Raw genomic sequence first — 26,257 nt, forward strand, 5'->3', positions numbered from 1 at the left:
TTTAATAGATGAATTCATTTTTTATAAGATTTTTCTTAGCATTAAATTCTTTGATATATTTTAAGCTATAGCTTAATTGTTCTTTTAAATAATCCTCTGCCGGATTGGTCATAAAACTGTAAATAATTTTATCTTCCATCTGAATATTAATCTGACCACTGGTTCCGCGGAGAGGAAGTTCTGTAATAGTTATTACGCTACTGCTTTTATCAGGAAGCTGACTGTACTGCATGTAAAACATATCATAAAAGTCTTTTCCTACTTTGGTTTTTGTCTCATCGATGGTAAGTCCTCTGAGTTCGTAAGCAGCATCTTCTTCTATCTTAGCTGTTTTTTTTTTGAAAAGGTCGCTGTTCAGTTCCAGGCTGTCTTTGGCAATCAGCTTCTGGGTTTCTTCATCCCTGATGTAAAGGAAAGCTTTGAGAGCATCTTTTGATTCGAGATTCACACTGATTTCCGATAATACCTTTACTTCATTGGGATTGACAGAAAATTTACCGTTCTGCTGATTGTTGGAGAGATTTCCGCTATTTCCTTTTTTAATAGAAATCAAAAGGTAATTCAGTTCTTTATATACAGCGGTGTTATTGATTACGACTGCTTTCAGTCTGACCTGGTTTTCAAGGACACTACTCTCTATCCTTGCGTTTACTTTCTTATCTTCCTGCCCATAAACCCATACAGACAGGAAGGTAAAAAATGTACCCAAGCTAAGGGAATATAAAAGTTTCATCATTTGTGTTTTAATAGTTTCTCATGAAAACTGTCCTATTATCTCCCTTTACATTAATCTGAATTCCATCCGAAATACTGTTGCTTCCTGTAACATCAATAATATTATTGTTCCCCTGTGCAGTAATGGCAGCTTTTGTTTCTTTATCGGTGAATGAATTGATAAAATATAGGGTATTGAAATCACCCAGCTGTCTTACTATAATATTGGTTCGGGCGTTAAGGGAAAGTTCGGCATTGTTATAGTCTCCTATCTGAATGATATCGGATCCATAAGAACTCTGATCTGTCTGTTGTCTGGCTATAAGATTAAAGATTGTATTGCTGTTGACCTTATCCCAGTCTATTTCCTGTGCATGTAGTGGCAACATTATGAAAAGAGCCAAAACACTCCATTTCAAGTTAAACATAGCCTTAGTATTAAAATTACATGATAACAAAACGGAGAAAATCGAAGGGTTAAAAAGGAGAAACACTGCAGTTTCTCCTTTACAATTTCTAAGATTTACAGTATGTTGTTATAGGGCTTAATTCGACTGATTTACAATCATTGAGTTTCCATTACCCATCTGAGTTCCTACATGAACATGGCCAAGACCGCTCTGAGCCACCCAGGTAAAGTTACCATTACCCATCTGAAGATCAATAGCTGTGTTGGAATCTCCTATCTGGAACTGATAAAGCTGGTTGGCATTACCTATCTGTAATCCTGCAGAAGTGTTGTCATCTCCTACCTGAACTGAAGCAGCAATATTACCGTTTCCTGCTTGAATATGAGTGGCACTGTTGTCATCTCCATCCTGATACTGAACAAGAACATTATTAGCTCCTATCTGAAGTCCGCTGGCATCATTTCTTCTTCCCAACTGAATCTGATAAGCGTCATTCCCAATACCCACCTGAATAGCAGAAGCATCATTTCTTCTTCCATCCTGATATTGGAAAACATAGTTTCCTAATCCAATCTGTACTGAAGAAGCATCATTTCTTCTTCCGATCTGAGTTTGTTCTGTAGAGTTAAGTACTCCTAACTGCCAAGTTGAAGCAGAGTTTCTGTTTCCCATCTGTAACACTTCATTTGAGTTTGCAATTCCCATCTGATCTACATCTACAGAGTTTCTGTTTCCGATACTTTGTGCATTATTGACATTAAAAATTCCTACCTGGTCAATATCTGCAGTATTACGATTCCCTGTCTGTGTAAGAGAATTGATGTTCAAAAGACCAGTCTGGTCTACTGTAGCAACATTTAAGTTTCCTGTTTGAGTAGTCACATCAATATTGAATTGTGCGAATCCGAAACTCATTGCGAATAGTGTAAGTACACCTGTAAGTAAATTTTTCATCTTAGTAAAAATTAATTGGTTAATAGTAAGGCAAAGGTAGCTTCCCCGTCAAAATGAAAAACCACCATCAAAGTGTAAATTTTGAAAATCACGGTTTCCAGTTGGACAAGTCATTGTTTACCGTTACGGAAAAACACCATCACAACATGTTGATTTACAGTAAAATCCATCAATAGTGAATATTGATATTTCTACAAGGATGATTTCTTCTAAGCAAGCCCAATCTTTTATATTGTTAAAACATCACAATTCAGGGTTTTACGCTTTTTCTTACAAACTCCTCTCAAATTTATTTTCTCAACCAAAAATCAATTCTGAATTAAAAATTAAAGGTTAAAAGCTAAAATTCATTGTATTTTATCATGAGCATCATATCATTGGCTTTACGGAACAAAATTGTCGGTTATAATACAGCCTTTTTCATAGGTTAATTAATGTTAAGGCATTTATTTCTTCAAGATATATTGCTAAATTTGAGCTATGGAAAATTTTGGAAAAGATTTATTGAGAAAAATAAAAAGCGTGGCACTTCCCGGCGAACACGCGCATGGAGTATTCTCCCCTCCCTACCGTCCCGTTTTTACTTATGAGGAAGTATTGTCAAAGAATCCCAAATTTGCGGCAGTCAATATTGTTTTATATCTGAAAGACAACGAGTGGTATTTTCCATTGATTCAAAGAACGATTAATGAGCACGACAGACACAGCGGGCAGATATCACTGCCTGGAGGAAAGCGTGAGGAAATGGACAGAGACTTTGCTGAAACCGCAGTTCGCGAAACCTCTGAAGAAATCGGAATAGATAAGCATTATGTAAGGATCATCAGAGAAATGTCTCCTATCTATATTCCGCCAAGCAATTTTTATGTATATCCCTATATCTCTTATACCAAAAAGAATCCTGCTTTTGTTCTTCAACAGACAGAAGCCGTGGAAACCATAGAATTTCCTATCACTTCCTTTTTAAACCTGTCGGATACCCCGGAAATTATGGCTCTGCCAAGTGCAGGTGGACATGATGTTCCGGTCATTAATTTCAACGGATACATCATTTGGGGTGCTACAGCAATGATATTAAGTGAATTCAGTCAGTTGCTGAAAAAAATGTAACTTTGCACTACCGTGTTTAATTGAGAGATGGCGAAGAAAAATATTTTCACCGATGCATTCGGAACTCCTTATTTTTTGAAAAGGTTTATTATTTTTATTTTAGGTATTGTGTCTTACAGAAGATTCAATGGCTTTAATAAGTTAAAAATAACCGGTACAGAACACCTTGTGGATCTTCCGGACTCTAACGTCCTTTTTGTATCCAATCATCAGACGTATTTTGCAGATGTGGCAGCAATGTACCATGCCTTCTGTGCTGTAAACAACGGATATTTAAATACGATAAAAAACCCGATCTATCTGCTGAACCCAAAGATTGATTTTTATTATGTAGCAGCTGAAGAAACCATGAACAAAGGTATTCTTCCCAAAATTTTCAAAATTGCAGGCGCTGTAACCGTAAAAAGAACATGGAGAGCTGAAGGTAAAAATGTCAACAGAATGGTAGACATGAGTGAGGTAGATAATATCATGAAAGCATTGGACAATGGCTGGGTAGCTACTTTCCCTCAAGGAACTACTTCCGCTTTTGCACAGGGACGAAGAGGAACAGCCAAATTGGTAAAAAACCAACGTCCTATAGTAATTCCAATCAAAATAAACGGATTCAGAAGAGCTTTTGATAAAAAAGGACTCCGCGTAAAGGTAACCGGTGTAAAACCTACGATGGAATTCAAAGCTCCTTTGGATATTGATTATGATAATGAAAAAGCACCGGAAATTTTATTGAAAATTATGACTGCTATTGAGCAGACAGAAGATTTCAATGTATTACACAGTTATGATGAAGAACTTAAAGCTAAAAAATTAGAACAAAAGGACTCAAATAATTAAAGTAAATTAAAAATTATGAACAAAATACTTGGAATCTTATTCGCAATCATAGTATTAGTTTCATGCAACAGCCAAAAGGTATATTCGGATTTTGACATCAGCTATTCGAAAAGCGGAGGTGTTGCTCCTATTTATGAAAATCTTCTTATCAAAGGAAATAATGTACACTACTCTTTTGAAGGACAGGGAAAGAAATACAAACAGGATTTTAAAATTTCTGATGAAGATTTAAAGAAACTGGATCAGGTTCTTTCTCAGAATAATTTCAGAAGAATACAGGAAGACCGTAAAAAATTGTACGACAATATTTCAACTTCCATCAATATCAAGAAAGGTCCTAATGAAGGCAGTAAAACGGATGCAAGTATGATTATTCCGAATTACAAGACCAACTGGAACAATATTCTTGAAGCTTTCCAGCAGATCATTAATACTAATGTTAAAAAACAGTAAATACAATTGAAAACCCACTTCATTGCCATTGGCGGAAGCGCCATGCATAATCTTGCAATCGCACTAAAAGACAAAGGATATCAGGTGACAGGTTCTGATGACGCTATTTTTGAGCCTTCAAAATCCCGATTGGAAAAGAAAGGAATTCTGCCTCAGGAAATGGGCTGGTTCCCGGAAAAGATCACTCCGGATATTGATGCTGTCATTCTTGGGATGCATGCACACCAGGATAATCCTGAGCTGGCAAGAGCAAAAGAACTGGGTTTGAAAATATATTCTTATCCTGAATTCCTGTACGAACAGTCTAAAAACAAAACCAGAGTTGTTATTGCAGGATCACATGGTAAAACGACTATTACTTCAATGATCCTTCACGTTTTGAATTTCCATCAGAAAGATGTGGATTTCATGGTAGGCGCTCAGCTTGAAGGTTTTGACTGTATGGTAAAGCTGACTCAGGATAATGATTTCATGGTGCTGGAAGGTGACGAATATCTTTCTTCTCCTATTGATCTTCGTTCAAAATTTTTACTGTATCAGCCTAATATCGCTTTAATGAGTGGTATTGCATGGGACCATATCAATGTATTCAAAACATTTGATGATTATATTGAGCAGTTCAGAAAGTTTGTGGCAAGCATTACAGCAGGCGGAGTTCTTGTATATAATGAAGAAGATCCGGAAGTAGTGAAAGTGGTGGAAAATGCAGAAAACTATTTCAGAAAGATCCCTTATAAAACTCCTGAATACGAAATCAATAATGGTAAAGTGTATTTAAAAACCGAAATGGGAGATGTTCCTCTTTCTGTTTTTGGAGCACACAATCTATTGAACCTTGAAGGTGCAAGACATATCTGCCAACAACTTGGGATTATGGATGAAGATTTCTATGAGGCAATCATGAGCTTCAAAGGAGCATCCAAGCGTCTTGAAAAAGTGGAAAGAGAAGATAAAGGAACGCTTTACAAAGATTTTGCCCATGCACCAAGTAAGGTGAAAGCAGCGGTAAAAGCCTTCGCAGAGCAGTTTAAAAAGGATAAGAAATATGGATTCCTGGAGCTACATACCTATTCCAGCTTAAATCCTGCTTTCCTTGAGCAGTATGATCATGCGATGGATGGTCTGGAGGAAGCCATTGTTTTCTACTCTGAAGACGCATTGAAGATCAAGAGAATGGAACCTATTTCTCCTGAGTTTATTAAAGAAAAATTCAAGAATGAAAAGCTGAAGGTTTTCACGAATGCCGAAGATCTTCATGCCTACTGGAATACATTAGATAAAACGGATGGTGTTTATCTCATGATGAGTTCCGGAAATTTTGGCGGATTAGACTTAACAAAATAAATAAAAAGCTTCAGAGTATATTCTGAAGCTTTTTTTATGATAGTTTATTTTTATTCAATCAACTTTTTATTATTGGTCAGTTCCATACTTTTTATGGAACCTACCGGTGCTATTTTTATCGTTTTATTACCTTTGGCCAGATAAATATAATACATGCTGTTGGATCCTATCAGATGCACCTGCTCAGAGCTTTCATCACCATAGTTTAATTTATAGTCATATTTAAGCTTGTTCTCCTTTATCTTCCTGGTAAGCCCAAGGCCTTCTCCCCATCCTATTCCTACAAAGAAAGACAGCAACATCATGGCAAGAAATCTCACAAACATATTGGTAAAATGATTCTCAATAGCTTCTTTACTCATGTTTTCATGTTCTTTAAGAGATGCCATTTGCAATGCCCAACGTTTATTTTTATTGGCCTGCTTTGATAAAAAAGAGGGAAAAGCAAATGAAAATACAACAACCCCAATCAGGGCAATCAATATAATAGGGTGAGCTGTTAAAGTCGCAATCGGGCTTATCAGAATATCCATTATGGTTGAATACTTTAGAATATTAATATTGATCTGATAGTAGAAGACACTCTCCTTTAATATTCCCATGACAACGAGAAAAAGATATCCGAATGGAAGCGATCTCTGAATTCCTTCTGAATATTTCATTTATGTTTTAGCTGGTTTTAGTTTTATACTGCATCTGATCTATGATACTGAGTCACGAAAATATAAAATTATCACCAAATTAAAAACATACACTTCTATCTTTCACATTCTTCGATCAGTTTCTTCAAAATTTCTTCGGTAGAAAGTTCGCTGTACTGATGGATAGACTGCCCTACCCAGATTCCTACAAATTCTGGATTTTGCAAAGATTTTGCTGCTTTACGTAAAGCATTGGTCAGTTTGTTCTGATAAGGATAAGGTAAAATATATTCTGAATTTTCTACCGTTTCTATAAATTGGTTTTTCACTCCTCTGGCATATCTTCCAGAGAAACTCTTCGTTAAAACAATTTCATCTTCTGTTACTTTTTTCAACCTTTCTTTTTCAAAAGGTAAAAGAGCACTTTCCTGAGAAGTCAATAGAAGATTTCCAACCTGAAAGCCCTGTGCACCTAAGTCTTTCACAGCCTTTAATGTTCTTGCTCCGTAAATCCCTCCTGCGTAAATCAAGGGAACATTTACCTGATCATAGATCTGCGACAGCAAAGATAAACCTCCGATCTGAGGAATATTTTCTGCTTCAAAACTTCCTCTGTGTCCTCCAGCCTCTATTCCCTGAACACAGATGATATCAATACCGGATTTTTCAAGCAACAAAGCTTCCTTCACAGAAGTACAGGTTCCGATAAGGGTAACACCATTTTCCTTTAATTTCTGAATACTCTGATCATCCAGATTTCCGAACGTAAAGCTTAATATTTTACAATTTTCTTCAATGATAGCATCCACTTGTTCATGGTAACCATTGACATTCATTTCTTCAAGATCCGGAAGGTGTACTTCAATACTATTGTCTTTGGCCAGCTGTTCTATAAACTGTTTGGTTTTACTATACTTTTCTTTTAAAGCATCCGTCACTTCAGGAATGTGATGAACAAATATATTCGCTGCAAAAGGTTGATCAGTCAACGTCTTCATTTCTCGGACCAATTCCACAGACTGATCTGCTGAAAGATCAGCCAGTGCCAATGATCCTAGGCAGCCTGCTTTTGTAGCTGCTACAGCCATCTGTACTGTGCTCACTCCAAACATTGGAGCCTGAATTACAGGATATTCTATCCCTAGTTTTTTACTGATTGTATCCGGCCAAAACATAAGAATTATTTTTTATTAAAATGTACGAAGAACAAAGCAATACTTTTTGTTCCAGGATATGATATTGCTCACGATCTTGTTCAAGGTTTAAAGTTTAAGGTTTAAGGTTGTTGATTAACTTCTATTGTATATTAAATGAATGCAGATTTACTTTTTCTTCCTGAGTTCTTTGTAGGATAATTTTGATTCCGTATCCAGTTTTTCTGTTGCGTAAGAAAATGTAACGGCAGGCATTGTTTTTACATAAGCAGTGAGAAAACCGTGTAATTTCTTTTTGTCTTTTTTTCCGGCTTCCCGAACCCAGCTTCCTACCGCTTTATTCACAAGCTCGTTTGGATCGTGAACAAGGATTTCCGCAATAGCAAAGGTGTCTGCCACATCATTTTTCCGGATAAATGCATGAGTGCTTACAATAGCCGTTCTTCTTTCCCACGGACTTTCAGAATCAGCAAGTTTATATAAAATATCCCTTGGTTTATCGATAAGATATTCACCAATAATACTTCTGGCTGCTCTGTCAACAAAATCCCAGTTATTCAGCCGATCATGACGGTTGAGATACAAATCAAAAAGGGCTTTCTTCAGGTCTTCAGACGTTTTTTTACTTCTCGCCTGAAAATCCATGATACTCACCGCTCCCATTCTTACTTCATAAAAATCACTATCAAGAAGCTTGTTGATTTCCTCCAGAGGCATCATCGAAAATGCCTTCGCCGTAGTAAAAACATCTCCGAATTTCACTCCGAAACTCTTGGTAATGCCATCATTTCCTTTGAAAAACTTCTCAGCTTTATTAAGTTCTTTTTCATTCTTAAATAGCGCGAGTGTTTCTATGAATTCTTTTGCAGTCATGGTGATTATTGATTTAAAAATCCCGCAGATCTCACAATAACTCAGATTCGTAGGTCTGTAAATTCGTGAAAACTGCGGGATGTATTTTTTTTAAATTCCAGATTAAATATCCGCTACGGAATTTAACATTTTTTGCTCCCATTCAGGATCTTTAGGATCAAAGAATAATCTTTTTCCTGTATCTAAAGAACGAACAACATTCATTTCATCTTCTGTCAGCTCAAAATCAAATACGTTAAAGTTTTCTTCAATTCTTGAAGGGGTTACAGACTTTGGAATCACTACAAACCCTTCCTGCAGATGCCATCTCAAGATTACCTGAGCTACTGTTTTTCCATATTTTTCTGCAATGGCTTTCAGATCAGGATTGCTTAAAAGATTCGCATTACCGTTTCCAAGCGGGCTCCAAGGTTGAGTTACGATGTTATTGTCTCTGTCATACACCTGTAATTCTTTCTGTTGGAACACAGGATGCAGTTCAATCTGATTGATAACGGGTAAAACGGTTGAGTTAGCTTTCAATTCCTCCAGTTTTTCTACTGTAAAATTGCACACTCCAATTGCTTTGATTTTTCCTTCATGATATAATTCTTCCAAAGCTTTCCATGTACCCAGAAAATCTCCGTAAGGCCAGTGGATAAGATACATATCAAGATAATCCATCTGTAATCTGTCTAACGTTCTCTGAAAAGCACTTTTTGCCTTTTCGTATCCATGATCCTGAACCCATACTTTGGATGTGATAAACAGTTCGTCTCTGTTTACACCACTATTTTTCACGCCAGCACCTACCGCAGTTTCATTCTGATAAATAGCAGCAGTGTCAATCATTCTATATCCCGTCTGAATAGCTTTGATTACCGCATTTTCACATTCTTTCAGATCTTCCATCTGCCATACTCCAAATCCTAAAGCCGGAATATCCACTCCGTTATTTAATGTTACCACAGGTTGTCCTGTATAGGTTTTCTTTTGCATAAATCTTTATTTTAGTTATTAATATAAAGTGATAAACAAATTTGCAATAAAAAATTGAAAATCCTGCCTACCAATTTTACTGTTTTTCTTCTAAGAAAGGTATTTTATTAGCCCCAGAATAGGTTAGAAAATGTAAAGGTGTAAAGTTGTTTATTTTGATTAATCAATTTTATCGAAGATAAAATCTTTGCGTCTTATCTATTACGTCTTTAGAAAGATTTCTTGCGTCTTTGCGTTAACCAAAACATTATATACCGAATTTTTAACTACCCCGTCTTTTTGCTTCACAAAAATCCACCCCTTCAGAGAAGGGGAATAAAGTGGTCAATAAAACCGACTATGTCCGCTTCTAACTTCTAACTTCTAACTTCTAACTTCTAACTTCCAGCACCCATCTCCCAGCCTCTAGCCTCAAAATTCACCCTTCTCCTAGCATCTCACCTCTATTTTCTCTATTTTTGTTCAAAATTTAAAAATCATGTCACAAAATATAAGATTGGCTACAGCAGAGGATTATCCGAGAATTATGGAAATATGGGAATCAGCAGTAAAAGCAACTCACGATTTTCTTGCTGAAGAGGATTTCAATTATTTCAAAGAAGCCATACCAAGAGATTATCTTCCTCATCTGGAAGTGTATTTAATTACTGAAAACAACGAATCTAAAGGTTTTGCATCCGTAGCAGAAGGCAATCTGGAAATGCTTTTCATTCATAATGATACCCGTGGAAAAGGCTACGGAAAAACGCTTTACCAATTTATGAAAGAGAAAACCGGATTAACCAAAGTAGACGTCAATGAACAAAACCCTCAAGCTATTGGATTCTATGAAAAAATGGGGTTCAAAAAGACGGGAAGATCTGAAAAAGACGGTTCAGGAAAAGATTATCCACTTATTCATATGAGTCTGTAAATGGAAAATTTCACTTTCAGTCTGCTACATTCTGATGAGGAAATTCCTTATCATCTTTTGTTGTTGGCAGATGAAACCCAAGAGGCAATTAATCAATATATTTTTAATTCTGACATCTATCTTTTACATGATGGTACTGAAAACATTGCGGTGATGGCATTGTACAGAAAAAGCAATACTGAACTGGAAATTAAGAATATTGCCGTCATTGAAAACTACCGAAGTAAAGGCATCGGAAGTACCCTGATGGACAAAGCAAAAGAAATTGCAAAAGAAAATCATTATAAAACACTGACTGTTGGAACATCGGATACCGGTGTCCAACAGATCAGATTTTATGAGAAAAACGGTTTCATTAAAAGTGGAATCCTGAAAGATTTTTTTATTGAAAACTATCCGGCTCCTATTTATGAAAACGGTTTACAGATGAGAGATATGGTTTTATTAAGCCATCACCTTGCGGAATAATCCTTTGATATGCTCTATTTCGGTTTGATAATTGGTTTTCTTACGACAACCGAAATACAGGGTGTTTTCAAACTTTTTCTTTCCTTCCCAGATCAGCTGAATATCACCGCTTTCAATGTCATTTCTGCACAGAAAATCAGGAACAACAGCTAATCCTGTCCCTCCTTTGAGACAACGGATGATTGAGTTCATGTTGGGAACGATATAATTAGGACGGAAATTCGGTTTATGACCAAAATTCAATATCCAGTACTGGAAAAGGTGTTCCATATCACCGGTGGTTCCATACCATTTTTCATTCTTCAGCCACTCTTCAATCTGCTCTGCATCTTTTGTTTTCAACACCTTATTGAAAGCTGTTTTATCTACATCCTTCCCTCCTACCAGAATGATCTGCTCGGAAGAGAATGCTTCATGTTCGATATTGGGTGAAGATCCTTTTTTCGGAGTGATGATCAGATCAAGAATCCCTTTGTCCAGCTGATCCAACATTTCAGGATATTCTCCGAAACTGATAATCAGATTAAAAGGCAATGAAGAAACATATTGCTCCAAAGTGGTCTGAAAAGTCTCAAAACACATCCCTACACTGATGGTTGGAGTATGCTTCTCTGTAGATTTTTGAAAATTTTTCTCTACATCTTCCAGTTTGGTAATAGGTTCAGCAACTGCATTAAACAATACTTTTCCTCTTTCTGTCGGAATCATTTTTCGACCCGTCCTGTCGAATAGTTTGTATCCTACATAAGCTTCCAATGAGCTTAAGTGAAGGCTCACTCCTGGCTGTGATATAAACAGAGCATCGGCAGCACCTGTCAATGTCCCGGTTTTATAGATCGCCTTAAAAGTACGATACCATTCTAAATTAACCATGACTTAATTATTAATATTCTGATACAAAATTACAAAATAATTATAATATTGATAATTTTTCATTCTTTAAAAAAGAAGCATAATAATCCGGAATTCCGCTTTCCCTTATCTGGCGGGCAGTTTCATCGATGGGATAAGGCAACTGTATAATTTCAGGAGTAATTTTTTCTTCATCTAAAGTCAGAACCAGATAAGAAGCCAGTCTGTTTTCTTCTTTAGAACGTCCCACCGAGCCACAATTGACAGCCCATGTATTATTTTCAAACTGTTTTTTAAATGATAAATGAGTATGCCCCATCACTATCAGATCAGCTTTCGCATTTTTCAGCATAGATGTGAAAACCTCATCATTCTCAGATTCGTATAAATAGGTATCATTACTTTCAAGACTGGAGTGTACTAACTGTATATTCCAATGTTTCTTACCTGTTTTATAATTTAATTTTAAATGAAAAGGAAGTTCGGAAAGAAATTTTTTGTTTGGTTCTGTAATATGTTTTTTTGAATGATCTATCGCAATGAATCTGGCAGTGGTTTCTTCTTCTGAATGCTTGGATAAAGGAACCACAGGAATATCAAAGGCAATTCTTTCATCATGATTTCCCATCAGACAAGGAATGTTCAGACTTCTTATTTTTTCTATCACTTCATTTCCCCAGGGTGCAAAATCTACCAGATCTCCCAAACAGAACCTCTGGCGGATTCCTCTTTGCTCCATATCCTTCAACACAACCTCCAATGCAGGAAGATTTCCATGCACATCACTAAAAACAGCTATCTGTATCATTGTCCTTCAATTTGTTAGACAAATTTACATGACGGAAAGGAATTTCAGTTCAAAGAGAATATGACATTTTACCATGAAAAAGGAAATGGTCAATTGTCAATTGTCAATTTTTGCTGCGCAAAGTCAATTGTGAATGATTAACTACTGGTTAGCAATACCTGCATACACAAACGAATCAATTGAACTCAACCTCGAATCACGCAACCCGAAACACATAACAAATTCACAAGCAAAGCGGGTTGACCATTGACCATTGACCATTGACCATTCACATACATAACCTTAAATTTTGAACCCAAAACCTTGAACTCAATAAACTATCATAAAAATAATAACACCCTATAATTTATATTATTTTTATTATACAAACATCCATCCTAACTTTGCAGAGTAAAATTTAAACAATCATAAAAAAATGAAAAAAGTACTAATCATCAACGGAGGACAGAATTTCGGACATTCCGGAGGAAAATATAATCAGACTATCGCAGACAATACATTAGCCGTTCTTAAAGAATTTGAGAATGTAGAAGTAAAGATAACCAATGTAAGTGAAAATTACGACAAAAATGAAGAAGTGGAGAAGTTTGTATGGGCAGATTACATTATTTACCACACTCCTATCTGGTGGTTCCAATTGCCTAATGGATTGAAAAAATATATTGACGAAGTGTTCACAGCGGGTCATGCCAAAGGAATTTATATGAGCGACGGAAGAAATGCTGAGAATCCGGAAATCAACTACGGAACAGGAGGAATGCTTGGAGGAAGAAAATATATGCTGACTACCAGCTGGAATGCTCCTGCAACAGCTTTCACTCTTCCCGGAGAATTTTTCAGTGAAAAAAGTGTGGATGAAGGACCATTATTTGGGTTTCACAGAATGAATGCCTTTGTTTCACTAGAAAAAATGGAAAGCTTCCACTTCCATGATGTAGAGAAAAATGCTAATGTAGAACGTGATATGACATTGTACAGAGCGCATGTAAGAAATGTATTTGAAAAAGAATTAAAACAGGAATTAGTATTATGAAAAAAGTACTGATCACAGGTATTACCGGCTATATTGGCGGAACTATCGCAAAAAAACTCCTTGACAGGAATTATGAAGTGACAGGACTGGTTCGTAATGAAACCCATGTACAGGAACTGGAATCATTAGGAATCAAAGCTATTGTGGGAAATATCCATGATGAAGATCTTATCAGAACAGCGGTTTCCGGTGTAGATGCAGTGATCCATAATGCAGATTCAGCAGATGATTCTTATGCAGCAGATAACTTTATCAAAGCTCTGGAAGGAAGTCACAAAACGTTTATATTCACTTCAGGCTCTGCCATTTTTGGAGGAAAAGAGAATGGTCAAAAAAGTGATTTTATCTTCAGAGAAGATTTCCCTTTGCAACCAAGACTGGAAATGGCATCAAGAGTATTGATCAACAATTATGTCCTACAATCTTCAAACAAGGGCATAAGAAGTATTGTTATTGTTCCTACAATGGTTTACGGAGAAGGTTTGGGAATAAAAAAAGACAGTATCCAGATTCCCGCTCTCATCAATTTTTCAAAGGAAAAAGGACATGGAGTGTATTTTGGTGAAGGAGAAAATATCTGGTCTAATTTACATATTGAAGACCTTGCAGATTTGTATGTACTCGCATTGGAAAAAGCAAAAGGAGGCTCCATTTATTATGCAGAAAATGGTTCATCTTCTTTAAAAAACATTGCAGAAAACATCAGTAAAAAATATAGTCTAAAACCTGCAGAATCATTAAGTATACAGGAAGCAGTTGATAAATTCGGTCCTGCGGGAGGCTATTTCGGATTTGCCTCCAACAGCAGATGCAGCTCGGATAAAGCTAAAGCAGAACTGGATTGGAAACCTATCTATAACTCAATCGAAAATTTTATTTAATTATGAAAATTCATCTTACAGCTATTATAAAATCCAAAGAAGAACATCAGGCAGAGGTCCTGGAAGTTCTTCAGAATATGGTAAAAGAAACAAGAAAAGAAGAAGCTTGCGAACTTTACAGTCTGCATCAGGGCATTGAAGACAAAAATGAATTTGTTTTCTACGAAATCTGGAAAAGCGAGGAAGGACTGGCTCAACACAATCAGCAACCTTACATTCAGGCTTTCGGAGCTTTGGTAGAGGAAAAGCTTCAGGAAAAACCACAGATTTATCTTACCAATATCATTTAACTATGAAAAAATTAGCGTTGTTAATGCTGGCAGTCTTTACGATAGGATTCGTTCAGGCACAAACCAAAAAATCAAAGAATATGAAAAAGAAAATCTTATTCGTCGTTACCAGCCATGATAAAAAAGGCAGTACAGGCGAAGATACAGGATATTATCTGGGTGAAGTTTCTCATCCTTGGGAAGTTCTTCACAAAGCAGGATATGAAATTGACTTTGTAAGCCCGAAAGGCGGAACTCCTCCGGTAGACGGCTTCGATTTGAAAGATCCTGTCAATAAAGAATTCTGGGAAAACCAGGAATACAAAAACAAGATTGATCATTCAATGACTCCGTCACAGGTGAATCCAAAAGAATATTCAACCATTTTTTATGCAGGAGGACATGGAGCAATGTGGGATTTTGCAGACAATAAGGAACTGGCAGATATTGCTTCTAAAATTTATGAAAACGGAGGAATTGTAGCCGGAGTATGTCACGGTCCTGCAGGTTTGGTGAATATCAAACTGAATAACGGAAAATATCTTGTAGATGGTAAAAAAATCAATGCTTTTACCAATGAAGAGGAATCTGAAGTGAAATTAACCAACGTTGTTCCTTTCTTACTGGAAGATAAACTGAAAGAAAGAGGAGCAAAATTTGAAAAATCCGGGCTATGGCAGAATCATGTGGTAACCGATCAGAGAGTGATCACAGGACAGAATCCACAGTCTGCAAAAAGCGTTGGAGAAGCTATCGCAAAAGAACTAAAGAAATAACAGACAATTTTAACCCCAAAAGTCACAACAGTTTTCACACACTTAAGTAAAAAGAAGTTGCTATTCAGAATACAGAAAAGAACACTTAAGTTCTTTTTAAATCCGAAAAGTTCTTAAAAGTGTCACCATTGAAACGGCGAGAATTCCCCTCCTCTGGAGGGGTGGCGAAAATTCAAAGAATTTTTGACGGGGTGGTTTAACACAACAACAATTTTAAAACAAACAAAAATGGAATATAGAAAATTAGGAAACACTGACTTAGAATTATCAACCATCACACACGGAGCTTTTGCCATTGGCGGAAACATGTGGGGAGGTAATGAAAAACAGGATTCTATCAATTCTATTCACGCCTCATTGGATCATGGCGTAACTTCTATCGATACTGCACCATTCTATGGTTTCGGACTGAGTGAAGAAATGATCGGTGAAGCCATCAAAGGAAAAGACCGTTCAAAAATCCAGCTTTTAACCAAATTCGGATTGGTATGGTACGGAAGCAATAATGGCAAAGGAGAATTTTTCTTTGATGCAGAAGACGAAGGAAAGACACTTCCCGTTTATAAATTGGCTTCTAAAGAAAACATCATCAAAGAAGTTGAAGAGAGCTTAAAAAGATTAGGCACAGATTATATTGATCTTTTACAGCTTCACTGGCCGGACAGCACAACGCCTATCTCTGAAACTATGGAAGCCATGGAATTATTGATCCAACAGGGAAAAATTCGTACAGCAGGAGTAAGCAACTACAGTGTAGCTCAAATGGAAGAAGCCAACAGAACTTTACAACTTGCCAGCAACCAGGTTTCCTACAGCATGCTGAACCGCGCTATTGAAAACGATCTTGTTCCTTATTCTTTAGAAAACAATACAGGAATCATCGTGTACAGTCCAATGGAAAGAGGTCTTTTAACCGGTAAATATTTCAAAGAAACTCAATTGAAAGATAACGATCACAGAAACGGATATTTCTCTCAGTTTGATCTGAATAAAGTGAAAACATTCTTAGAAAAAATAGAACCTATCGCTCAGGAAAAAGGTGCAAGCCTTTCTCAACTGGTATTAAGATGGACTACTTTGCAGCCGGCAATCACAGTCGTATTGGCAGGAGCAAGAAATGCACAGCAAGCCATCGAAAACGCAAAAGCAATGTCTATTGACCTTTCACAGGAAGAATTGAACTTTATCAATTCGGCATTGAGCGAAATTTAATGTAAATGTTGGAAGCTGGATGCTATGTTAGGTTTCTATTGTACTATTCTGAATGCAACAAAGAGATTCCTCCTTCGTCGGAATGACTGAAGTTGAATTGTACACTAATCTATCTGTTATCAGACTTCAAGAACCTCCCTCGCCCAGCTTCCTGCTTCCCTCCTTTAACCCCAAACCTCATAAAAAATGAAAAATAATCTGATCAAAATGTTCGGGTTAGCTACCCTATTGACTTTCAACAGCATGAGTTTAAAAGCCCAGACACTCGTCAATCCGGAAGATCAATCATGGTATCCTTCTGCTTACGGCGCGAAAGATGAGATTGGAGCAGCCAATCTATTAACACCTGAAGTTGTAAAACAAGCACTAGGACTGGTAAAACAAGGTAAAACATTAGCACTTGCCGTTCCTATTGATAAAAACCTTCCTGCTTTCAGACACAGAAGCTTCAATTTATATAATATTCAGCCCGGAGAGCAGGGTGGAAAAAGCATAGGTCCTAATAAATTCACCTTCAATGACGAGTTAGTAAACGGATGGACCGGAGTGGGAACACAGCTGAACGGTATCGGACACATCGGTATTGATAATACTTACTACAACGGCAACAAGGCAACAGATTTTGTAACCGTAGAAGGTGTGAAAAAACTGGGTGTTGAAAAAGTACCTCCTTTCGTTACCCGCAGTGTAGTGCTTGATATGACTACTCATTATGGAAAATCAATCGTGCCCGGAGGAACAGAATTTACAGTAGAAGATATTAAATCTGTTTTGAAGAAACAGGGACTTACTCTGCGAAAAGGCGATATCGTTCTTTTCAATACGGGATGGCTTGAATTGATTGGCAAAAACAACCAACAATTCCTGGAAACAGAACCCGGAATCGGAATGGAGGCCGCAAAATGGCTTGCCGATCAGGGAATCGTTGCTTTTGGTGGTGACACCTGGGCTTCAGAAGTATATCCCAACCCTAAAAGTAAAGAAGAATTCCCTATCAACCAGTTTATGCTGGCAAAAAAAGGAATCTATAATCTGGAGCTGATCGATAGTCGTCCATTGGTGAAGCAAAAAGTCTGGGAATTTCTATTCGTGCTGGGTCAGCCTTTATATGTAGGCTCTACTCAGGTGAATGTAAATCCTGTGGCGATTTATTAAATTAAATGCTTAAAGTATAAGATCGTTTAAACTTTTATATTCATTATTTTAACCACAAAAGGCACAAAAGTTTAAAACACTTAAGTTTTTTCAGAACCAGGCCTTATGCGTAATAAGTACCCCTAAGTTTTGTAAAAATCTTTGATTTTCATCTTGTGTGAACTTTTCTGCGGTATCATTTTAAACTTACTTAAGTCAACTCAAGTTTTCTAAAATAAAACCTTTTGTGACTTTTGTGGTTGGATAAAATTCAAACAACTTTTATATCCGAGAAACGGAGAGACAATGTAATTCCGGTTTAAAAAATAAAATGAACCAAAGAATTTATTTTTAGAATTAATACCCGAACTGTGTTACACTGTCACTTTGCATCTTGCATCAAAACGGCCTTTCAAAAATTTGAAAGGCCGTTTTTTTAAATAAAGTAAACATCCGTAGATGATGCAGTCTTCATCACATCCATCCTCCATCTACTCACTCCCTGATTTCATTATTTTGCAATCGGAAGATGAGTACTTACTGCAATTCTGTTCCAGGCATTGATCGTAATGATCGCCATAATGATCTGAGCGATCTGGTTATCATCAAAGAAAGACTTTGCTTTCTGATACGTTTCTTCGGTTAAACCTTTGTCGCTGATCAGTGTAATTTCTTCTGTCATTGCCAATAGCACCTGCTCTTCTTCAGTGAAAAATTCTTTTGCTTCCGTCCATCCGTTCAGAATAAAAATTCTCTGAGGATTTTCTCCGTATTTGATAGCGTCTTTGGTGTGCATATCAAGGCAGAAAGCACATTTATTGATTTGTGAAGCTCTGATTTTAATCAGCTCCTTCTGAATGTGTGTTAAAGAAATCGTTTGTAAATACCCTTCCAATCCCAGCATGGCTTTATAGGCTGCTGAATCTACTGTTGCAATATTTAATCTTGCGCTCATAATATTATATTTTTTTGGTTAATTGATCTATACTTAAAGAATAATGTTGCTGTACCGCCAGTAAAAGAGCGGCTGCACTTCCCACCCATACAGAATAGTTCAGTGGGGCTTTTGGTCCTGATGCAATAGTCATGGATATCGCAAAAATTAACAGCAGGATACTGCTTCCATAGGCTGCCATTTTTGTTTTAAATCCAAAAATCAGCATCAAAGGAAAAAGAATTTCTAAAAAAGTAGCAGCATATGCTGAAACTGTACTTAAAGCTTCCGGAAGAAAAAAGGTAAGCTGTCTTGTATATTCTTTAAAACTCTCCATATTCCCCCATGTCGAATTTTCTTTGCTCCACCATCCGAATCGGTCTGCCACTGCAGAAAGCATCGTAACGGCAAGAGCCAGTCTTAAAAAAAGTTGCGGAAATTGATTTTTTTGATCTGTCATTGCATTAGCTTTTAATCACATGACAAATTTCCGGCTTCTGATCCGTAAAAAACTTAAACTGGTTTAAGATCGTAATTTTGCTCTGATTTCACTCAGATATTCCGGAGTAAAACCAAGAAAGGAAGCAATTAAATATTGTGGAATTCTCTGGATAAACCAAGGATACAGAGTGCTAAAATGTACATAGTATTCTTCCTTCGTCATCTCGTAAATATATCGGATTCTTTTTTCAGCTGCCGCATAAGCTGTTTGGTACACCATTCTGAAATAGCGTTCCATGACGGGATGCTTTTCCAATAAAAGCTCCTGAGACTGAAAATCAATAGCTAAAATTTTGGAATTTTCTACAGCCTGAATATTAAAATCTGATTTCAACTGTTTCTCAAAAGCAAAAGTATCGGACATCCACCAGGTTTCAATAGCAAATTCAGTGGTTTGTTCTACTCCTTTTTCGTTCACAAAAAATTTCCTCAGACAGCCTTCCAGAACGAAATATTTAAATTTGCATACCTCACCTTCAACCATCAGATTTTCTTTCTTTTTCACTTTCAAAACATGAAAAAAAGAAATAATGGAATCAAATTCCTCGTCATTGATCGTAATGAATTTATTTAAATGTGATTTGAATGAGTCCATCTTGCAAATTAATACTCAAACTTAACTTTATTTTTTTAGTTTTACAATGAGAAAATATTGAATCATGGAAATCGTTGCTAAAATTCTGATCGCTGTTGTTGCACTGGAACACCTTTATATTCTTTGGATGGAAATGTTTGCATGGGAAACCAAAGGAAAAGAAGTTTTTAAAGCTGCTTTGCCTGCAGAAATGTTTAAACCAACGAAAGGACTTGCTGCTAATCAGGGACTTTACAATGGTTTTCTGGCTGCCGGACTGATCTGGTCTTTTTTGATTAAAGATCCGCAATGGCAGACCAATGTAGCACTATTCTTTTTAGGATGTGTAGCCGTTGCCGGAATCTATGGAGCAATTTCGGCTACTAAAAAAATATTTTTCGTTCAGGCTCTACCCGCTATCCTTGCCATTATTGCCGTTTTATTGAAATAGTCTTACGGATAATATCGTCAAAGTTTCTTCTCACATCAATATTCTCTTAACTTGAATGATAAGAGAAAAAATCCCGTGAAACACCTGATTTAAAACAAAACTGAAAATCAACACATTACAGCCTTAAAAATCCATTTAATATAAAATTCGTAAATTTGCACCGTCATTAGAAATTGATATACAGTTTTTTGATGCTGGCAAGCATTTTGATGAAATGTAGCCATTCAAGTTGTTCAGTACACATATCTTTAATTACCTCATCCGTAATTTAATTGTAGAATCTATGTAAAAGATCAGTTTCTTTTTACATAATACACTCTTTTTCTAGAGTATAATCTATTGAAATATTTAAAATAAACATAAGGCCATCAGGTCATTATGCTGTTATTTTTTTGTTTAAAGCTTTTATCACTAAAGGCTTAGCAAATTATTTTATCCTATCGTCATCAGCAGAACAACTAAAACTAAATGGATATAATGAATTGGTGTACAATTTCTTATATCAAATTATTAATTGAAAAATTCTGAATATGGAAAAAAATGAAAACACTAGAAAAGTAAAACTTAAAGTGGAAGACCTGACCATCATCTTTGGTAAAAACAAAGAAAAGGCACAGGAACTTCTGGACAAAGGTTTTTCCAAAAAGGAAATTCTTGAAAAGACAGGTTGTACCATAGGAATCAACAAAGCCAGTTTTGAAATTTATGAAGGAGAATTCTTTGTGATCATGGGGCTTTCGGGAAGCGGTAAGTCTACTCTACTGCGTTGTCTTAACAGACTGAATGAACCTACTTCCGGAAAAGTATACATCAATGACGATGATATTACTGGAAAAAACAACAAAGAGCTGCTGGAAGTAAGAAGAACGGAAATGAGTATGGTATTTCAGAAATTTGGCCTGCTTCCCCATCACAATATTCTCGACAATGCAGGTTTCGGGCTGGAAATAAGAGGAGAAGACAAAGCTTCACGTGATAAAAAAGCACAGAAAGCACTGGATATCGTAGGATTAACCGGATTTGAAAATCAATATCCTTCCCAGCTTTCCGGAGGAATGCAGCAGAGAGTAGGATTGGCAAGAGCGTTGGCAAATGATCCTGAAGTATTACTTATGGATGAAGCCTTCTCCGCACTGGACCCTTTGATCAAATCTGAAATGCAGGATCAGATGCTTGAACTGCAGAATACATTACAAAAAACCATTGTCTTTATTACCCACGATTTGGACGAGGCCATTAAAATCGGAGACCGTATCGTCATTATGAAAGATGGGGTGATAGAGCAAATAGGAACGGCTGAAGATATTTTAACCAATCCTGCAAGTGATTATGTAAAAGCTTTCGTAGAGAAGGTAGACCGTAAAACGATTATCACCGCAAGATCTTTAATGTTCGACAAAGCTACAGTGGTACGTTTCAGAAAAGACGGCCCTGAAGGAGCTTTAAGAAAAATGAGAACTACGGGACTGGAAAACCTACCTGTAGTAGATTTTCAGAATAAATTTCTAGGCTTTGTGACGCTTAAAGATGTTGTCCGAATTGCCAAAGAGAAAGAACCTACGGTAGAGTCTATTATCAACAGTAATGTTCCTTCGGTTTATCCTGAAGTGACGGTAGAAGAAATGCTACCACTGATCTCTGAAAACAAATCGTCCATCGCTGTGGTAGATGAAAATAATAAATTCTTAGGTCTTATTACCCAATTATCGCTCATCATAGAAGCCACCAAGTTTAACGAAGAAGAGATCATAGAATTAAAAGAAATCGCAAACAATCAATAAGATGAATAAAACTATAGATATAGGCCAATATGTAGAAACTGCAATCAATTGGCTCACAGAAAACGGAAAGCCTGTATTTGATGTCATAAAACATCTGGGAAACTCCTCCATTATGGGGATTGAATGGGTTCTAACCAACACACCTTTTTATGTAATCATTCTCTTTTTTACCCTGCTGGCATTATGGAAAGCTGGGAAAGGCATCGCTGTTGTAACCGCTGCCGGATTAAGTTTAATATTTTTAATGGGTCTATGGAAAGAAACCATGGAAACTCTGGCGCTTATCTTTGTGTCCACCATTACGGCACTTATTCTTTCTATTCCTTTGGGGATTTTAGCGGCTAAAAGCAAGATAGCAGACAAAATCATCCGTCCTTTACTGGATTTGATGCAGACCATGCCCGCATTTGTCTATCTGATTCCTGCTGTGCTGTTTTTCAGTATCGGTAAAGTACCGGGTGCTTTTGCAACCATTATTTTCGCCATGCCACCTGCGGTTCGATTAACGACACTGGGAATTGAAGCCGTTCCAAAAGATATTGTAGAAGCTGCCAGAGCTTTTGGTGCTACTAACCGTCAGATCCTTTTTAAAGTTGAACTTCCTTTAGCTATGAAAACGATTTTAACGGGAATCAATCAAACCATATTGTTATCATTATCCATGGTTGTTATTGCAGGAATGATTGCTGCAGGCGGTTTAGGAGAAAAAGTACTGGAAGGAATTAATAATCTGGATATCGGATTAGGATTTGAAAGTGGTTTATCCGTAGTGATTTTAGCCATTATCCTCGACCGTATTACCCAGGGATTTGTAAAGAAAAAGCAATAAAATGAAACAATTTAAATATCTGTTTTTACCCGTTTTAATGTTACTATTTACAGCATTAAGTTCGTGTGAAAACATAAAAAACTCAAAATACATCACCATAGGAATGGTAGATGGCTGGGCAGAAGATGTGGCGATGACGCACGTTGCTAAAGCTATTCTGGATAAACAAGGTTATCATGTTATTATTCAAAAAGCTTCTACAGATATGATTCTGGCTTCGATGAATAATGAAGATACAGATCTTTTCATGGGAGTCTGGCTACCTTACACCCATGCTAAAAAACTGGCTAAATTTCCGGGACTGACTCATCTTGGAACCAATTACGACAACGGCCGTATAGGATTGGTTGTTCCGGAATATGTTACCATTAATTCCATTGAAGAACTCAATCAGCATAAAGATCAATTCAACCATAGAATTATTGGAATTGAAAAAGGGGCCGGATTAACCACCGGAACAGATAAAGCAATCGTTGATTATAAGCTGGATTTTCAGCAGATCAACTCTTCTACCATTGCTATGATCACCGAATTACAGAATGCCATACAGCGTAAAGAATGGATTGTAGTAACCGGATGGCAACCCCACTGGATGTTTGGAAAAATGAAGCTTAAGTTTCTTGATGATCCCAAAAAGATATATGGTGAAACGGAGCAGATTAAAACCTATTCCAGAAAGAGCTTTGCAAAAGATCATCCGGAGTTGGCTAAATTCTTTTCCAAAGTTCATTTTGATGATGAAAATATGTCTGATCTTTTAATGAAAATGGAACAGAGCAAAAATAAAGAAGCCACCGCCAAAGAATGGGTGGAAGATCACGCTGAACTGGTACAGTCGTGGTTAGATAAAAATTAATAAACAATTTGGTAGTATTTAAAATCCTCAACTCTAAACGGGTCTGAGGATTTTTTTATCAATATAGATTATTTGATCTTTTCTCTATGAAGCAATATTTATTAGTAATCGCTAGGATGTAAAGAAATTCAATAATATACTTCTTTAAGGCGCAAGAACATTTCGACTTCGCTCAATAGGAGATTTTCAGCAAGTTTGTTTCAGTTAAAATTCAACAGAATTAAATTTTATCAAAGATAAAATCCTTGCGCCTTAAGGCATATTTAAAGGAAAATTCTTGCGTCTTTGCGTTTTCCAATATCTCAAACTATCCCATTGATTCTTTAATTTTTTCCCTATGGATTATTCCCCAATTGACTAATGTTTCCGTTACAGGAAATACAGATTTTCCATATTCCGTCACAGCGTACGTTACTGTAATCGGTTTTGTATCCTGAATGGTTCTGGTGATCAGAAGATTGGTTTCCAGTTCTTTTAATTCTTTGCTCAGCATTTTCGCAGAGATTCCTTCAATACTGCGTTCCAGCTTTTTAAAATGAATCATCTGATCCGGTCTGTTCGTCAGATACCGTAAAATCATCAGTTTCCATTTTCCTCCCAAAACATCCAGACTATCGCGCATTGCGAACAATTCTTCCGTGCAACTCGCTTCTCTTTCGATACCGTTTTCAATGATTTTTGCCATAATAGTTTCATGAAGGTAACTAGTTACCATTGGTTAACTAGTAGCAAATATAAACTATTCCCTTTTTACATTTGTGTATCAAATTAACAATAATGAAAGCAATTATTTTAAATAAGAACGGAACACTGGAAAACGGACTGGCAGAGCAGCCTCAACCCAAAAGTAATGAAGTTTTAATCCAGATTAAAGCAAGCGGTTTCAATCCCATCGATTACCAGATGCTGGAAAATGAATTGGAACGGAAACTGATCAGTTCCCCTATATTAGGAAGAGAATTATCCGGAATTGTAGTGGATAAAGGTTCAGAAGTTACAGAATTTAATATTGGAGATGAAGTCTATTGCGGCAGCGGTTCTATGGGAAGCAACGGCACTTACGCTGAATATATTGCAGTTCCTGAAACCATTGTTTCTTTTAAACCCAAAAATAGTTCGTTTGAACAGGCAGCTGCTATTCCTTCAGCAGGACTTACTTCTTTACAAATCTTTAACCGTTTGAAACTAAACCCCGAAAATACAGTTTTGGTAACAGGAGCAACCGGAGGCGTCGGTTCATTTCTGATCAAACTTTTATTAGCACATAATATCCAACAAATCACAGCCACAGTGGGCAGCGAAAAAAACAGACAGATTCTTCTCAATCTGGGATTGAAACATCATCAGATCATCAATTATAAAGAAGAAAATCTTATTGAGAATATTGTAAAAGCCAATAATAACCAGCCTTTCGAATATGGAATTGACCTGGTGGGAAACTCCATGTCAGAAGTGACGGCAGAAGTTTTGAAAATTAACGGAATGTATGTGGATGTAACGGCTTTGGTTACAAAAGATGCTCACGAAACCCTCTTCAACAAAGGAACTTTAATCATGAATATCTCCAATTACACGTATGGAATGGTTAAAAAATACGAGTACTATAAAAACAGTTTGCTTACCATCAAAACACTCATTGAAAATGAAACGATTCTCCCTCCACAATATAAAACCGTTGGAAGCCTTTCTTTGGATACTGTTCTGGAGGCACATTCCATTCTAAAAAATAATCAGACCCAAGGTCATAAACTTATTATGAAACATTAATCTATGAACAAAATACCAAGACGAATCGTAACAGGAATGAAAGACGGAAAATCTATCATTATTGAAGACATGCAGGTAGAAAATGCTGTAGAACACTTCCCGGGGCTTATCATTTCCGATGTGTGGAATACCCAGACAATGCCAGCCAGCCTGGACTTTGAAACCAGAATTCCCAATACCGGATTTCCGCAAACACCTAAAAATGGTACTTACTTTCGATATGTAGTCGTTCCACCAGATAAAGATTTAGGTATAGAATGGAAAAAGGATGAACCTCATCCGATGATGCATCAAACTCCCACACTGGATTATATCATTATTCTTTCCGGTGAGCTCTATCTCATCATGGAAGAAGGAGAAACCCTTCTGAAACCGAGCGATATCGTTATTCAAAGAGGAACTAATCATGCATGGAGTAACCGGTCTGATGAACCTTGCATTCAGCTGGCTGTTTTGATAGATGCTGATGGTCAGCATTAAATAATTGAAAGATTTAATGATTTAAAAATTTAAAGACTGGAATAGTTCTCACAAATTTCAAAAATACATTAAAGAAAAAATCTGTGTAATCTGTAAAAAATAAAACCTTTTAAGGTTTGACAAACGCAAAGGCGCAAAGAAAAATAAATAATATATTGTTTTTAAGACGCGAGAAAATCAAAGATTTTCAGCAAGGAATTATTTATAAAGTATTAGGGATATACAATTTTATCAAAGATAAAATCCTTGCGACTTAAAACATAAGAAAGAAAA

At 36.6% G+C, this 26,257-nt stretch carries 31 protein-coding genes; 18 read left to right on the plus strand and 13 right to left on the minus strand.

Annotated features, from left to right (window positions below):
* Nucleotide 1 precedes the first annotated feature (1 nt).
* The 3 genes from csgH to ACMA47_RS11275 form a co-directional block, all read right to left on the minus strand.
* Nucleotides 2–736, minus strand: a complete 735-nt coding sequence (gene csgH / locus ACMA47_RS11265; protein WP_413929863.1) for a curli-like amyloid fiber formation chaperone CsgH — start codon at nt 734–736, stop codon at nt 2–4.
* Between the two features lie 7 nt (nt 737–743).
* Entirely contained in the window at nt 744–1,142 is a 399-nt protein-coding gene (locus ACMA47_RS11270) for a hypothetical protein (protein WP_099049832.1), read from the minus strand.
* Nucleotides 1,143–1,259: 117 nt separating this feature from the next.
* Nucleotides 1,260–2,078 carry a hypothetical protein gene (locus ACMA47_RS11275; RefSeq protein WP_413929864.1) on the minus strand — a complete coding sequence of 273 codons (819 nt, stop codon included), beginning with the start codon at nt 2,076–2,078 and terminating at the stop codon, nt 1,260–1,262.
* Between the two features lie 480 nt (nt 2,079–2,558).
* Here ACMA47_RS11275 and ACMA47_RS11280 point away from each other — a divergent pair, with 480 nt between their 5' ends.
* Genes ACMA47_RS11280 through ACMA47_RS11295 form a run of 4 tightly spaced genes read left to right on the plus strand, consistent with a single transcriptional unit; the run spans nt 2,559 to nt 5,819 of the window.
* Nucleotides 2,559–3,188 carry an NUDIX hydrolase gene (locus tag ACMA47_RS11280; protein ID WP_413929865.1) on the plus strand — a complete coding sequence of 210 codons (630 nt, stop codon included), beginning with the start codon at nt 2,559–2,561 and terminating at the stop codon, nt 3,186–3,188.
* A gap of 27 nt (nt 3,189–3,215) precedes the next feature.
* On the plus strand, nt 3,216–4,022 hold the full coding sequence (locus ACMA47_RS11285; RefSeq protein WP_034697173.1) for a lysophospholipid acyltransferase family protein: 807 nt from the start codon (nt 3,216–3,218) through the stop codon (nt 4,020–4,022).
* A gap of 15 nt (nt 4,023–4,037) precedes the next feature.
* On the plus strand, nt 4,038–4,475 hold the full coding sequence (locus ACMA47_RS11290; RefSeq protein ID WP_413929866.1) for a hypothetical protein: 438 nt from the start codon (nt 4,038–4,040) through the stop codon (nt 4,473–4,475).
* Between the two features lie 6 nt (nt 4,476–4,481).
* A complete protein-coding gene (locus tag ACMA47_RS11295; protein WP_413929867.1) occupies nt 4,482–5,819 on the plus strand; it encodes a UDP-N-acetylmuramate--L-alanine ligase in 1,338 nt (445 codons plus the stop codon).
* A 50-nt stretch (nt 5,820–5,869) separates the two neighbouring features.
* Here ACMA47_RS11295 and ACMA47_RS11300 read toward each other — a convergent pair whose 3' ends face one another.
* From ACMA47_RS11300 to ACMA47_RS11315, 4 genes are all read right to left on the minus strand, one after another.
* On the minus strand, nt 5,870–6,481 hold the full coding sequence (locus ACMA47_RS11300) for a hypothetical protein (protein ID WP_413929868.1): 612 nt from the start codon (nt 6,479–6,481) through the stop codon (nt 5,870–5,872).
* A gap of 95 nt (nt 6,482–6,576) precedes the next feature.
* Nucleotides 6,577–7,635 (minus strand): NAD(P)H-dependent flavin oxidoreductase, encoded by a 1,059-nt coding sequence (locus ACMA47_RS11305; RefSeq protein WP_413929869.1) that lies wholly within the window; start codon nt 7,633–7,635, stop codon nt 6,577–6,579.
* A gap of 147 nt (nt 7,636–7,782) precedes the next feature.
* Nucleotides 7,783–8,487, minus strand: a complete 705-nt coding sequence (locus ACMA47_RS11310) for a DNA alkylation repair protein (protein ID WP_413929870.1) — start codon at nt 8,485–8,487, stop codon at nt 7,783–7,785.
* Nucleotides 8,488–8,589: 102 nt separating this feature from the next.
* On the minus strand, nt 8,590–9,465 hold the full coding sequence (locus ACMA47_RS11315) for an aldo/keto reductase (RefSeq protein WP_413929871.1): 876 nt from the start codon (nt 9,463–9,465) through the stop codon (nt 8,590–8,592).
* A gap of 478 nt (nt 9,466–9,943) precedes the next feature.
* On the opposite strand from ACMA47_RS11315, the gene ACMA47_RS11320 reads away from it, so the two are divergent.
* Nucleotides 9,944–10,378: a GNAT family N-acetyltransferase gene (locus tag ACMA47_RS11320; protein ID WP_413929872.1), complete on the plus strand. Its 435-nt coding sequence runs from the start codon at nt 9,944–9,946 to the stop codon at nt 10,376–10,378.
* On the plus strand, nt 10,379–10,846 hold the full coding sequence (locus ACMA47_RS11325; RefSeq protein ID WP_413929873.1) for a GNAT family N-acetyltransferase: 468 nt from the start codon (nt 10,379–10,381) through the stop codon (nt 10,844–10,846).
* On the opposite strand, the gene ACMA47_RS11330 is transcribed toward ACMA47_RS11325, so the two are convergent.
* Both ACMA47_RS11330 and ACMA47_RS11335 read right to left on the minus strand, forming a co-directional pair.
* Nucleotides 10,823–11,719 carry a LysR family transcriptional regulator gene (locus ACMA47_RS11330; protein WP_413929874.1) on the minus strand — a complete coding sequence of 299 codons (897 nt, stop codon included), beginning with the start codon at nt 11,717–11,719 and terminating at the stop codon, nt 10,823–10,825. The genes ACMA47_RS11325 and ACMA47_RS11330 overlap by 24 nt on opposite strands.
* Before the next feature lie 40 nt (nt 11,720–11,759).
* A complete protein-coding gene (locus ACMA47_RS11335; protein WP_413929875.1) occupies nt 11,760–12,506 on the minus strand; it encodes a metallophosphoesterase family protein in 747 nt (248 codons plus the stop codon).
* 415 nt (nt 12,507–12,921) lie between these two features.
* Between ACMA47_RS11335 and ACMA47_RS11340 the strand changes: the two genes are divergently transcribed.
* The 6 genes from ACMA47_RS11340 to ACMA47_RS11365 all read left to right on the plus strand — a co-directional run bounded on the left by ACMA47_RS11340 (nt 12,922) and on the right by ACMA47_RS11365 (nt 17,832).
* On the plus strand, nt 12,922–13,539 hold the full coding sequence (locus ACMA47_RS11340) for an NAD(P)H-dependent oxidoreductase (protein WP_413929876.1): 618 nt from the start codon (nt 12,922–12,924) through the stop codon (nt 13,537–13,539).
* The gene (locus tag ACMA47_RS11345) at nt 13,536–14,420 is read left to right on the plus strand and encodes an NAD-dependent epimerase/dehydratase family protein (protein WP_413929877.1); all 885 of its coding nucleotides are present in this window, start codon (nt 13,536–13,538) and stop codon (nt 14,418–14,420) included. Before ACMA47_RS11340 ends, ACMA47_RS11345 begins: the two co-directional genes overlap by 4 nt.
* Nucleotides 14,421–14,422: 2 nt before the next feature.
* Nucleotides 14,423–14,710: a putative quinol monooxygenase gene (locus ACMA47_RS11350; RefSeq protein WP_413929878.1), complete on the plus strand. Its 288-nt coding sequence runs from the start codon at nt 14,423–14,425 to the stop codon at nt 14,708–14,710.
* A gap of 2 nt (nt 14,711–14,712) precedes the next feature.
* Nucleotides 14,713–15,465: a type 1 glutamine amidotransferase domain-containing protein gene (locus ACMA47_RS11355; RefSeq protein ID WP_413929879.1), complete on the plus strand. Its 753-nt coding sequence runs from the start codon at nt 14,713–14,715 to the stop codon at nt 15,463–15,465.
* Nucleotides 15,466–15,693: 228 nt separating this feature from the next.
* The gene (locus ACMA47_RS11360) at nt 15,694–16,677 is read left to right on the plus strand and encodes an aldo/keto reductase (protein WP_413929880.1); all 984 of its coding nucleotides are present in this window, start codon (nt 15,694–15,696) and stop codon (nt 16,675–16,677) included.
* 186 nt (nt 16,678–16,863) lie between these two features.
* Nucleotides 16,864–17,832: a cyclase family protein gene (locus ACMA47_RS11365; RefSeq protein ID WP_413929881.1), complete on the plus strand. Its 969-nt coding sequence runs from the start codon at nt 16,864–16,866 to the stop codon at nt 17,830–17,832.
* A gap of 490 nt (nt 17,833–18,322) precedes the next feature.
* Here ACMA47_RS11365 and ACMA47_RS11370 read toward each other — a convergent pair whose 3' ends face one another.
* The 3 genes from ACMA47_RS11370 to ACMA47_RS11380 all read right to left on the minus strand — a co-directional run bounded on the left by ACMA47_RS11370 (nt 18,323) and on the right by ACMA47_RS11380 (nt 19,841).
* A complete protein-coding gene (locus ACMA47_RS11370; protein WP_062675364.1) occupies nt 18,323–18,766 on the minus strand; it encodes a carboxymuconolactone decarboxylase family protein in 444 nt (147 codons plus the stop codon).
* Between the two features lie 4 nt (nt 18,767–18,770).
* Nucleotides 18,771–19,205 (minus strand): DoxX family protein, encoded by a 435-nt coding sequence (locus ACMA47_RS11375; protein WP_413929882.1) that lies wholly within the window; start codon nt 19,203–19,205, stop codon nt 18,771–18,773.
* 63 nt (nt 19,206–19,268) lie between these two features.
* Nucleotides 19,269–19,841: a Crp/Fnr family transcriptional regulator gene (locus tag ACMA47_RS11380; protein ID WP_413929883.1), complete on the minus strand. Its 573-nt coding sequence runs from the start codon at nt 19,839–19,841 to the stop codon at nt 19,269–19,271.
* A 64-nt stretch (nt 19,842–19,905) separates the two neighbouring features.
* On the opposite strand from ACMA47_RS11380, the gene ACMA47_RS11385 reads away from it, so the two are divergent.
* The 4 genes from ACMA47_RS11385 to ACMA47_RS11400 all read left to right on the plus strand — a co-directional run bounded on the left by ACMA47_RS11385 (nt 19,906) and on the right by ACMA47_RS11400 (nt 23,737).
* Nucleotides 19,906–20,271 carry a DUF1304 domain-containing protein gene (locus ACMA47_RS11385; RefSeq protein ID WP_047429381.1) on the plus strand — a complete coding sequence of 122 codons (366 nt, stop codon included), beginning with the start codon at nt 19,906–19,908 and terminating at the stop codon, nt 20,269–20,271.
* A 530-nt stretch (nt 20,272–20,801) separates the two neighbouring features.
* Entirely contained in the window at nt 20,802–22,052 is a 1,251-nt protein-coding gene (locus ACMA47_RS11390) for a quaternary amine ABC transporter ATP-binding protein (protein WP_413929884.1), read from the plus strand.
* 1 nt (nt 22,053) lies between these two features.
* Nucleotides 22,054–22,881, plus strand: coding sequence for an ABC transporter permease (locus tag ACMA47_RS11395; RefSeq protein WP_110367868.1), 828 nt, complete (start codon nt 22,054–22,056; stop codon nt 22,879–22,881).
* Between the two features lies 1 nt (nt 22,882).
* Nucleotides 22,883–23,737: a glycine betaine ABC transporter substrate-binding protein gene (locus ACMA47_RS11400; protein ID WP_413929885.1), complete on the plus strand. Its 855-nt coding sequence runs from the start codon at nt 22,883–22,885 to the stop codon at nt 23,735–23,737.
* Between the two features lie 307 nt (nt 23,738–24,044).
* On the opposite strand, the gene ACMA47_RS11405 is transcribed toward ACMA47_RS11400, so the two are convergent.
* Complete coding sequence (locus tag ACMA47_RS11405; RefSeq protein WP_034697438.1) at nt 24,045–24,422, minus strand: winged helix-turn-helix transcriptional regulator; 378 nt, start codon at nt 24,420–24,422, stop codon at nt 24,045–24,047.
* 92 nt (nt 24,423–24,514) lie between these two features.
* Between ACMA47_RS11405 and ACMA47_RS11410 the strand changes: the two genes are divergently transcribed.
* Both ACMA47_RS11410 and ACMA47_RS11415 read left to right on the plus strand, forming a co-directional pair.
* Complete coding sequence (locus ACMA47_RS11410) at nt 24,515–25,504, plus strand: NADP-dependent oxidoreductase (RefSeq protein ID WP_413929886.1); 990 nt, start codon at nt 24,515–24,517, stop codon at nt 25,502–25,504.
* A 3-nt stretch (nt 25,505–25,507) separates the two neighbouring features.
* On the plus strand, nt 25,508–25,984 hold the full coding sequence (locus tag ACMA47_RS11415) for a cupin domain-containing protein (RefSeq protein ID WP_413929887.1): 477 nt from the start codon (nt 25,508–25,510) through the stop codon (nt 25,982–25,984).
* Nucleotides 25,985–26,257: the final 273 nt, after the last annotated feature.

The organism is Chryseobacterium sp. T20 (genome assembly GCF_047345655.1).
Lineage (GTDB): Bacteria > Bacteroidota > Bacteroidia > Flavobacteriales > Weeksellaceae > Chryseobacterium.

Excerpts from the sequence above, each read along its gene's own strand:
- ACMA47_RS11385 (WP_047429381.1), top strand. The coding sequence starts at position 19,906 with ATGGAAATCGTTGCTAAAATTCTGATCGCTGTTGTTGCACTGGAACAC.
- ACMA47_RS11340 (WP_413929876.1), top strand. The coding sequence starts at position 12,922 with ATGAAAAAAGTACTAATCATCAACGGAGGACAGAATTTCGGACATTCC.
- ACMA47_RS11380 (WP_413929883.1), bottom strand. The coding sequence starts at position 19,841 with ATGGACTCATTCAAATCACATTTAAATAAATTCATTACGATCAATGAC.
- csgH (WP_413929863.1), bottom strand. The coding sequence starts at position 736 with ATGATGAAACTTTTATATTCCCTTAGCTTGGGTACATTTTTTACCTTC.
- ACMA47_RS11310 (WP_413929870.1), bottom strand. The coding sequence starts at position 8,487 with ATGACTGCAAAAGAATTCATAGAAACACTCGCGCTATTTAAGAATGAA.
- ACMA47_RS11315 (WP_413929871.1), bottom strand. The coding sequence starts at position 9,465 with ATGCAAAAGAAAACCTATACAGGACAACCTGTGGTAACATTAAATAAC.
- ACMA47_RS11405 (WP_034697438.1), bottom strand. The coding sequence starts at position 24,422 with ATGGCAAAAATCATTGAAAACGGTATCGAAAGAGAAGCGAGTTGCACG.
- ACMA47_RS11285 (WP_034697173.1), top strand. The coding sequence starts at position 3,216 with ATGGCGAAGAAAAATATTTTCACCGATGCATTCGGAACTCCTTATTTT.
- ACMA47_RS11355 (WP_413929879.1), top strand. The coding sequence starts at position 14,713 with ATGAAAAAATTAGCGTTGTTAATGCTGGCAGTCTTTACGATAGGATTC.
- ACMA47_RS11415 (WP_413929887.1), top strand. The coding sequence starts at position 25,508 with ATGAACAAAATACCAAGACGAATCGTAACAGGAATGAAAGACGGAAAA.
- ACMA47_RS11360 (WP_413929880.1), top strand. The coding sequence starts at position 15,694 with ATGGAATATAGAAAATTAGGAAACACTGACTTAGAATTATCAACCATC.
- ACMA47_RS11290 (WP_413929866.1), top strand. The coding sequence starts at position 4,038 with ATGAACAAAATACTTGGAATCTTATTCGCAATCATAGTATTAGTTTCA.
- ACMA47_RS11280 (WP_413929865.1), top strand. The coding sequence starts at position 2,559 with ATGGAAAATTTTGGAAAAGATTTATTGAGAAAAATAAAAAGCGTGGCA.
- ACMA47_RS11270 (WP_099049832.1), bottom strand. The coding sequence starts at position 1,142 with ATGTTTAACTTGAAATGGAGTGTTTTGGCTCTTTTCATAATGTTGCCA.
- ACMA47_RS11330 (WP_413929874.1), bottom strand. The coding sequence starts at position 11,719 with ATGGTTAATTTAGAATGGTATCGTACTTTTAAGGCGATCTATAAAACC.
- ACMA47_RS11365 (WP_413929881.1), top strand. The coding sequence starts at position 16,864 with ATGAAAAATAATCTGATCAAAATGTTCGGGTTAGCTACCCTATTGACT.
- ACMA47_RS11275 (WP_413929864.1), bottom strand. The coding sequence starts at position 2,078 with ATGAAAAATTTACTTACAGGTGTACTTACACTATTCGCAATGAGTTTC.
- ACMA47_RS11335 (WP_413929875.1), bottom strand. The coding sequence starts at position 12,506 with ATGATACAGATAGCTGTTTTTAGTGATGTGCATGGAAATCTTCCTGCA.
- ACMA47_RS11300 (WP_413929868.1), bottom strand. The coding sequence starts at position 6,481 with ATGAAATATTCAGAAGGAATTCAGAGATCGCTTCCATTCGGATATCTT.
- ACMA47_RS11345 (WP_413929877.1), top strand. The coding sequence starts at position 13,536 with ATGAAAAAAGTACTGATCACAGGTATTACCGGCTATATTGGCGGAACT.
- ACMA47_RS11350 (WP_413929878.1), top strand. The coding sequence starts at position 14,423 with ATGAAAATTCATCTTACAGCTATTATAAAATCCAAAGAAGAACATCAG.
- ACMA47_RS11325 (WP_413929873.1), top strand. The coding sequence starts at position 10,379 with ATGGAAAATTTCACTTTCAGTCTGCTACATTCTGATGAGGAAATTCCT.
- ACMA47_RS11395 (WP_110367868.1), top strand. The coding sequence starts at position 22,054 with ATGAATAAAACTATAGATATAGGCCAATATGTAGAAACTGCAATCAAT.
- ACMA47_RS11375 (WP_413929882.1), bottom strand. The coding sequence starts at position 19,205 with ATGACAGATCAAAAAAATCAATTTCCGCAACTTTTTTTAAGACTGGCT.
- ACMA47_RS11400 (WP_413929885.1), top strand. The coding sequence starts at position 22,883 with ATGAAACAATTTAAATATCTGTTTTTACCCGTTTTAATGTTACTATTT.
- ACMA47_RS11305 (WP_413929869.1), bottom strand. The coding sequence starts at position 7,635 with ATGTTTTGGCCGGATACAATCAGTAAAAAACTAGGGATAGAATATCCT.
- ACMA47_RS11320 (WP_413929872.1), top strand. The coding sequence starts at position 9,944 with ATGTCACAAAATATAAGATTGGCTACAGCAGAGGATTATCCGAGAATT.
- ACMA47_RS11390 (WP_413929884.1), top strand. The coding sequence starts at position 20,802 with ATGGAAAAAAATGAAAACACTAGAAAAGTAAAACTTAAAGTGGAAGAC.
- ACMA47_RS11410 (WP_413929886.1), top strand. The coding sequence starts at position 24,515 with ATGAAAGCAATTATTTTAAATAAGAACGGAACACTGGAAAACGGACTG.
- ACMA47_RS11370 (WP_062675364.1), bottom strand. The coding sequence starts at position 18,766 with ATGAGCGCAAGATTAAATATTGCAACAGTAGATTCAGCAGCCTATAAA.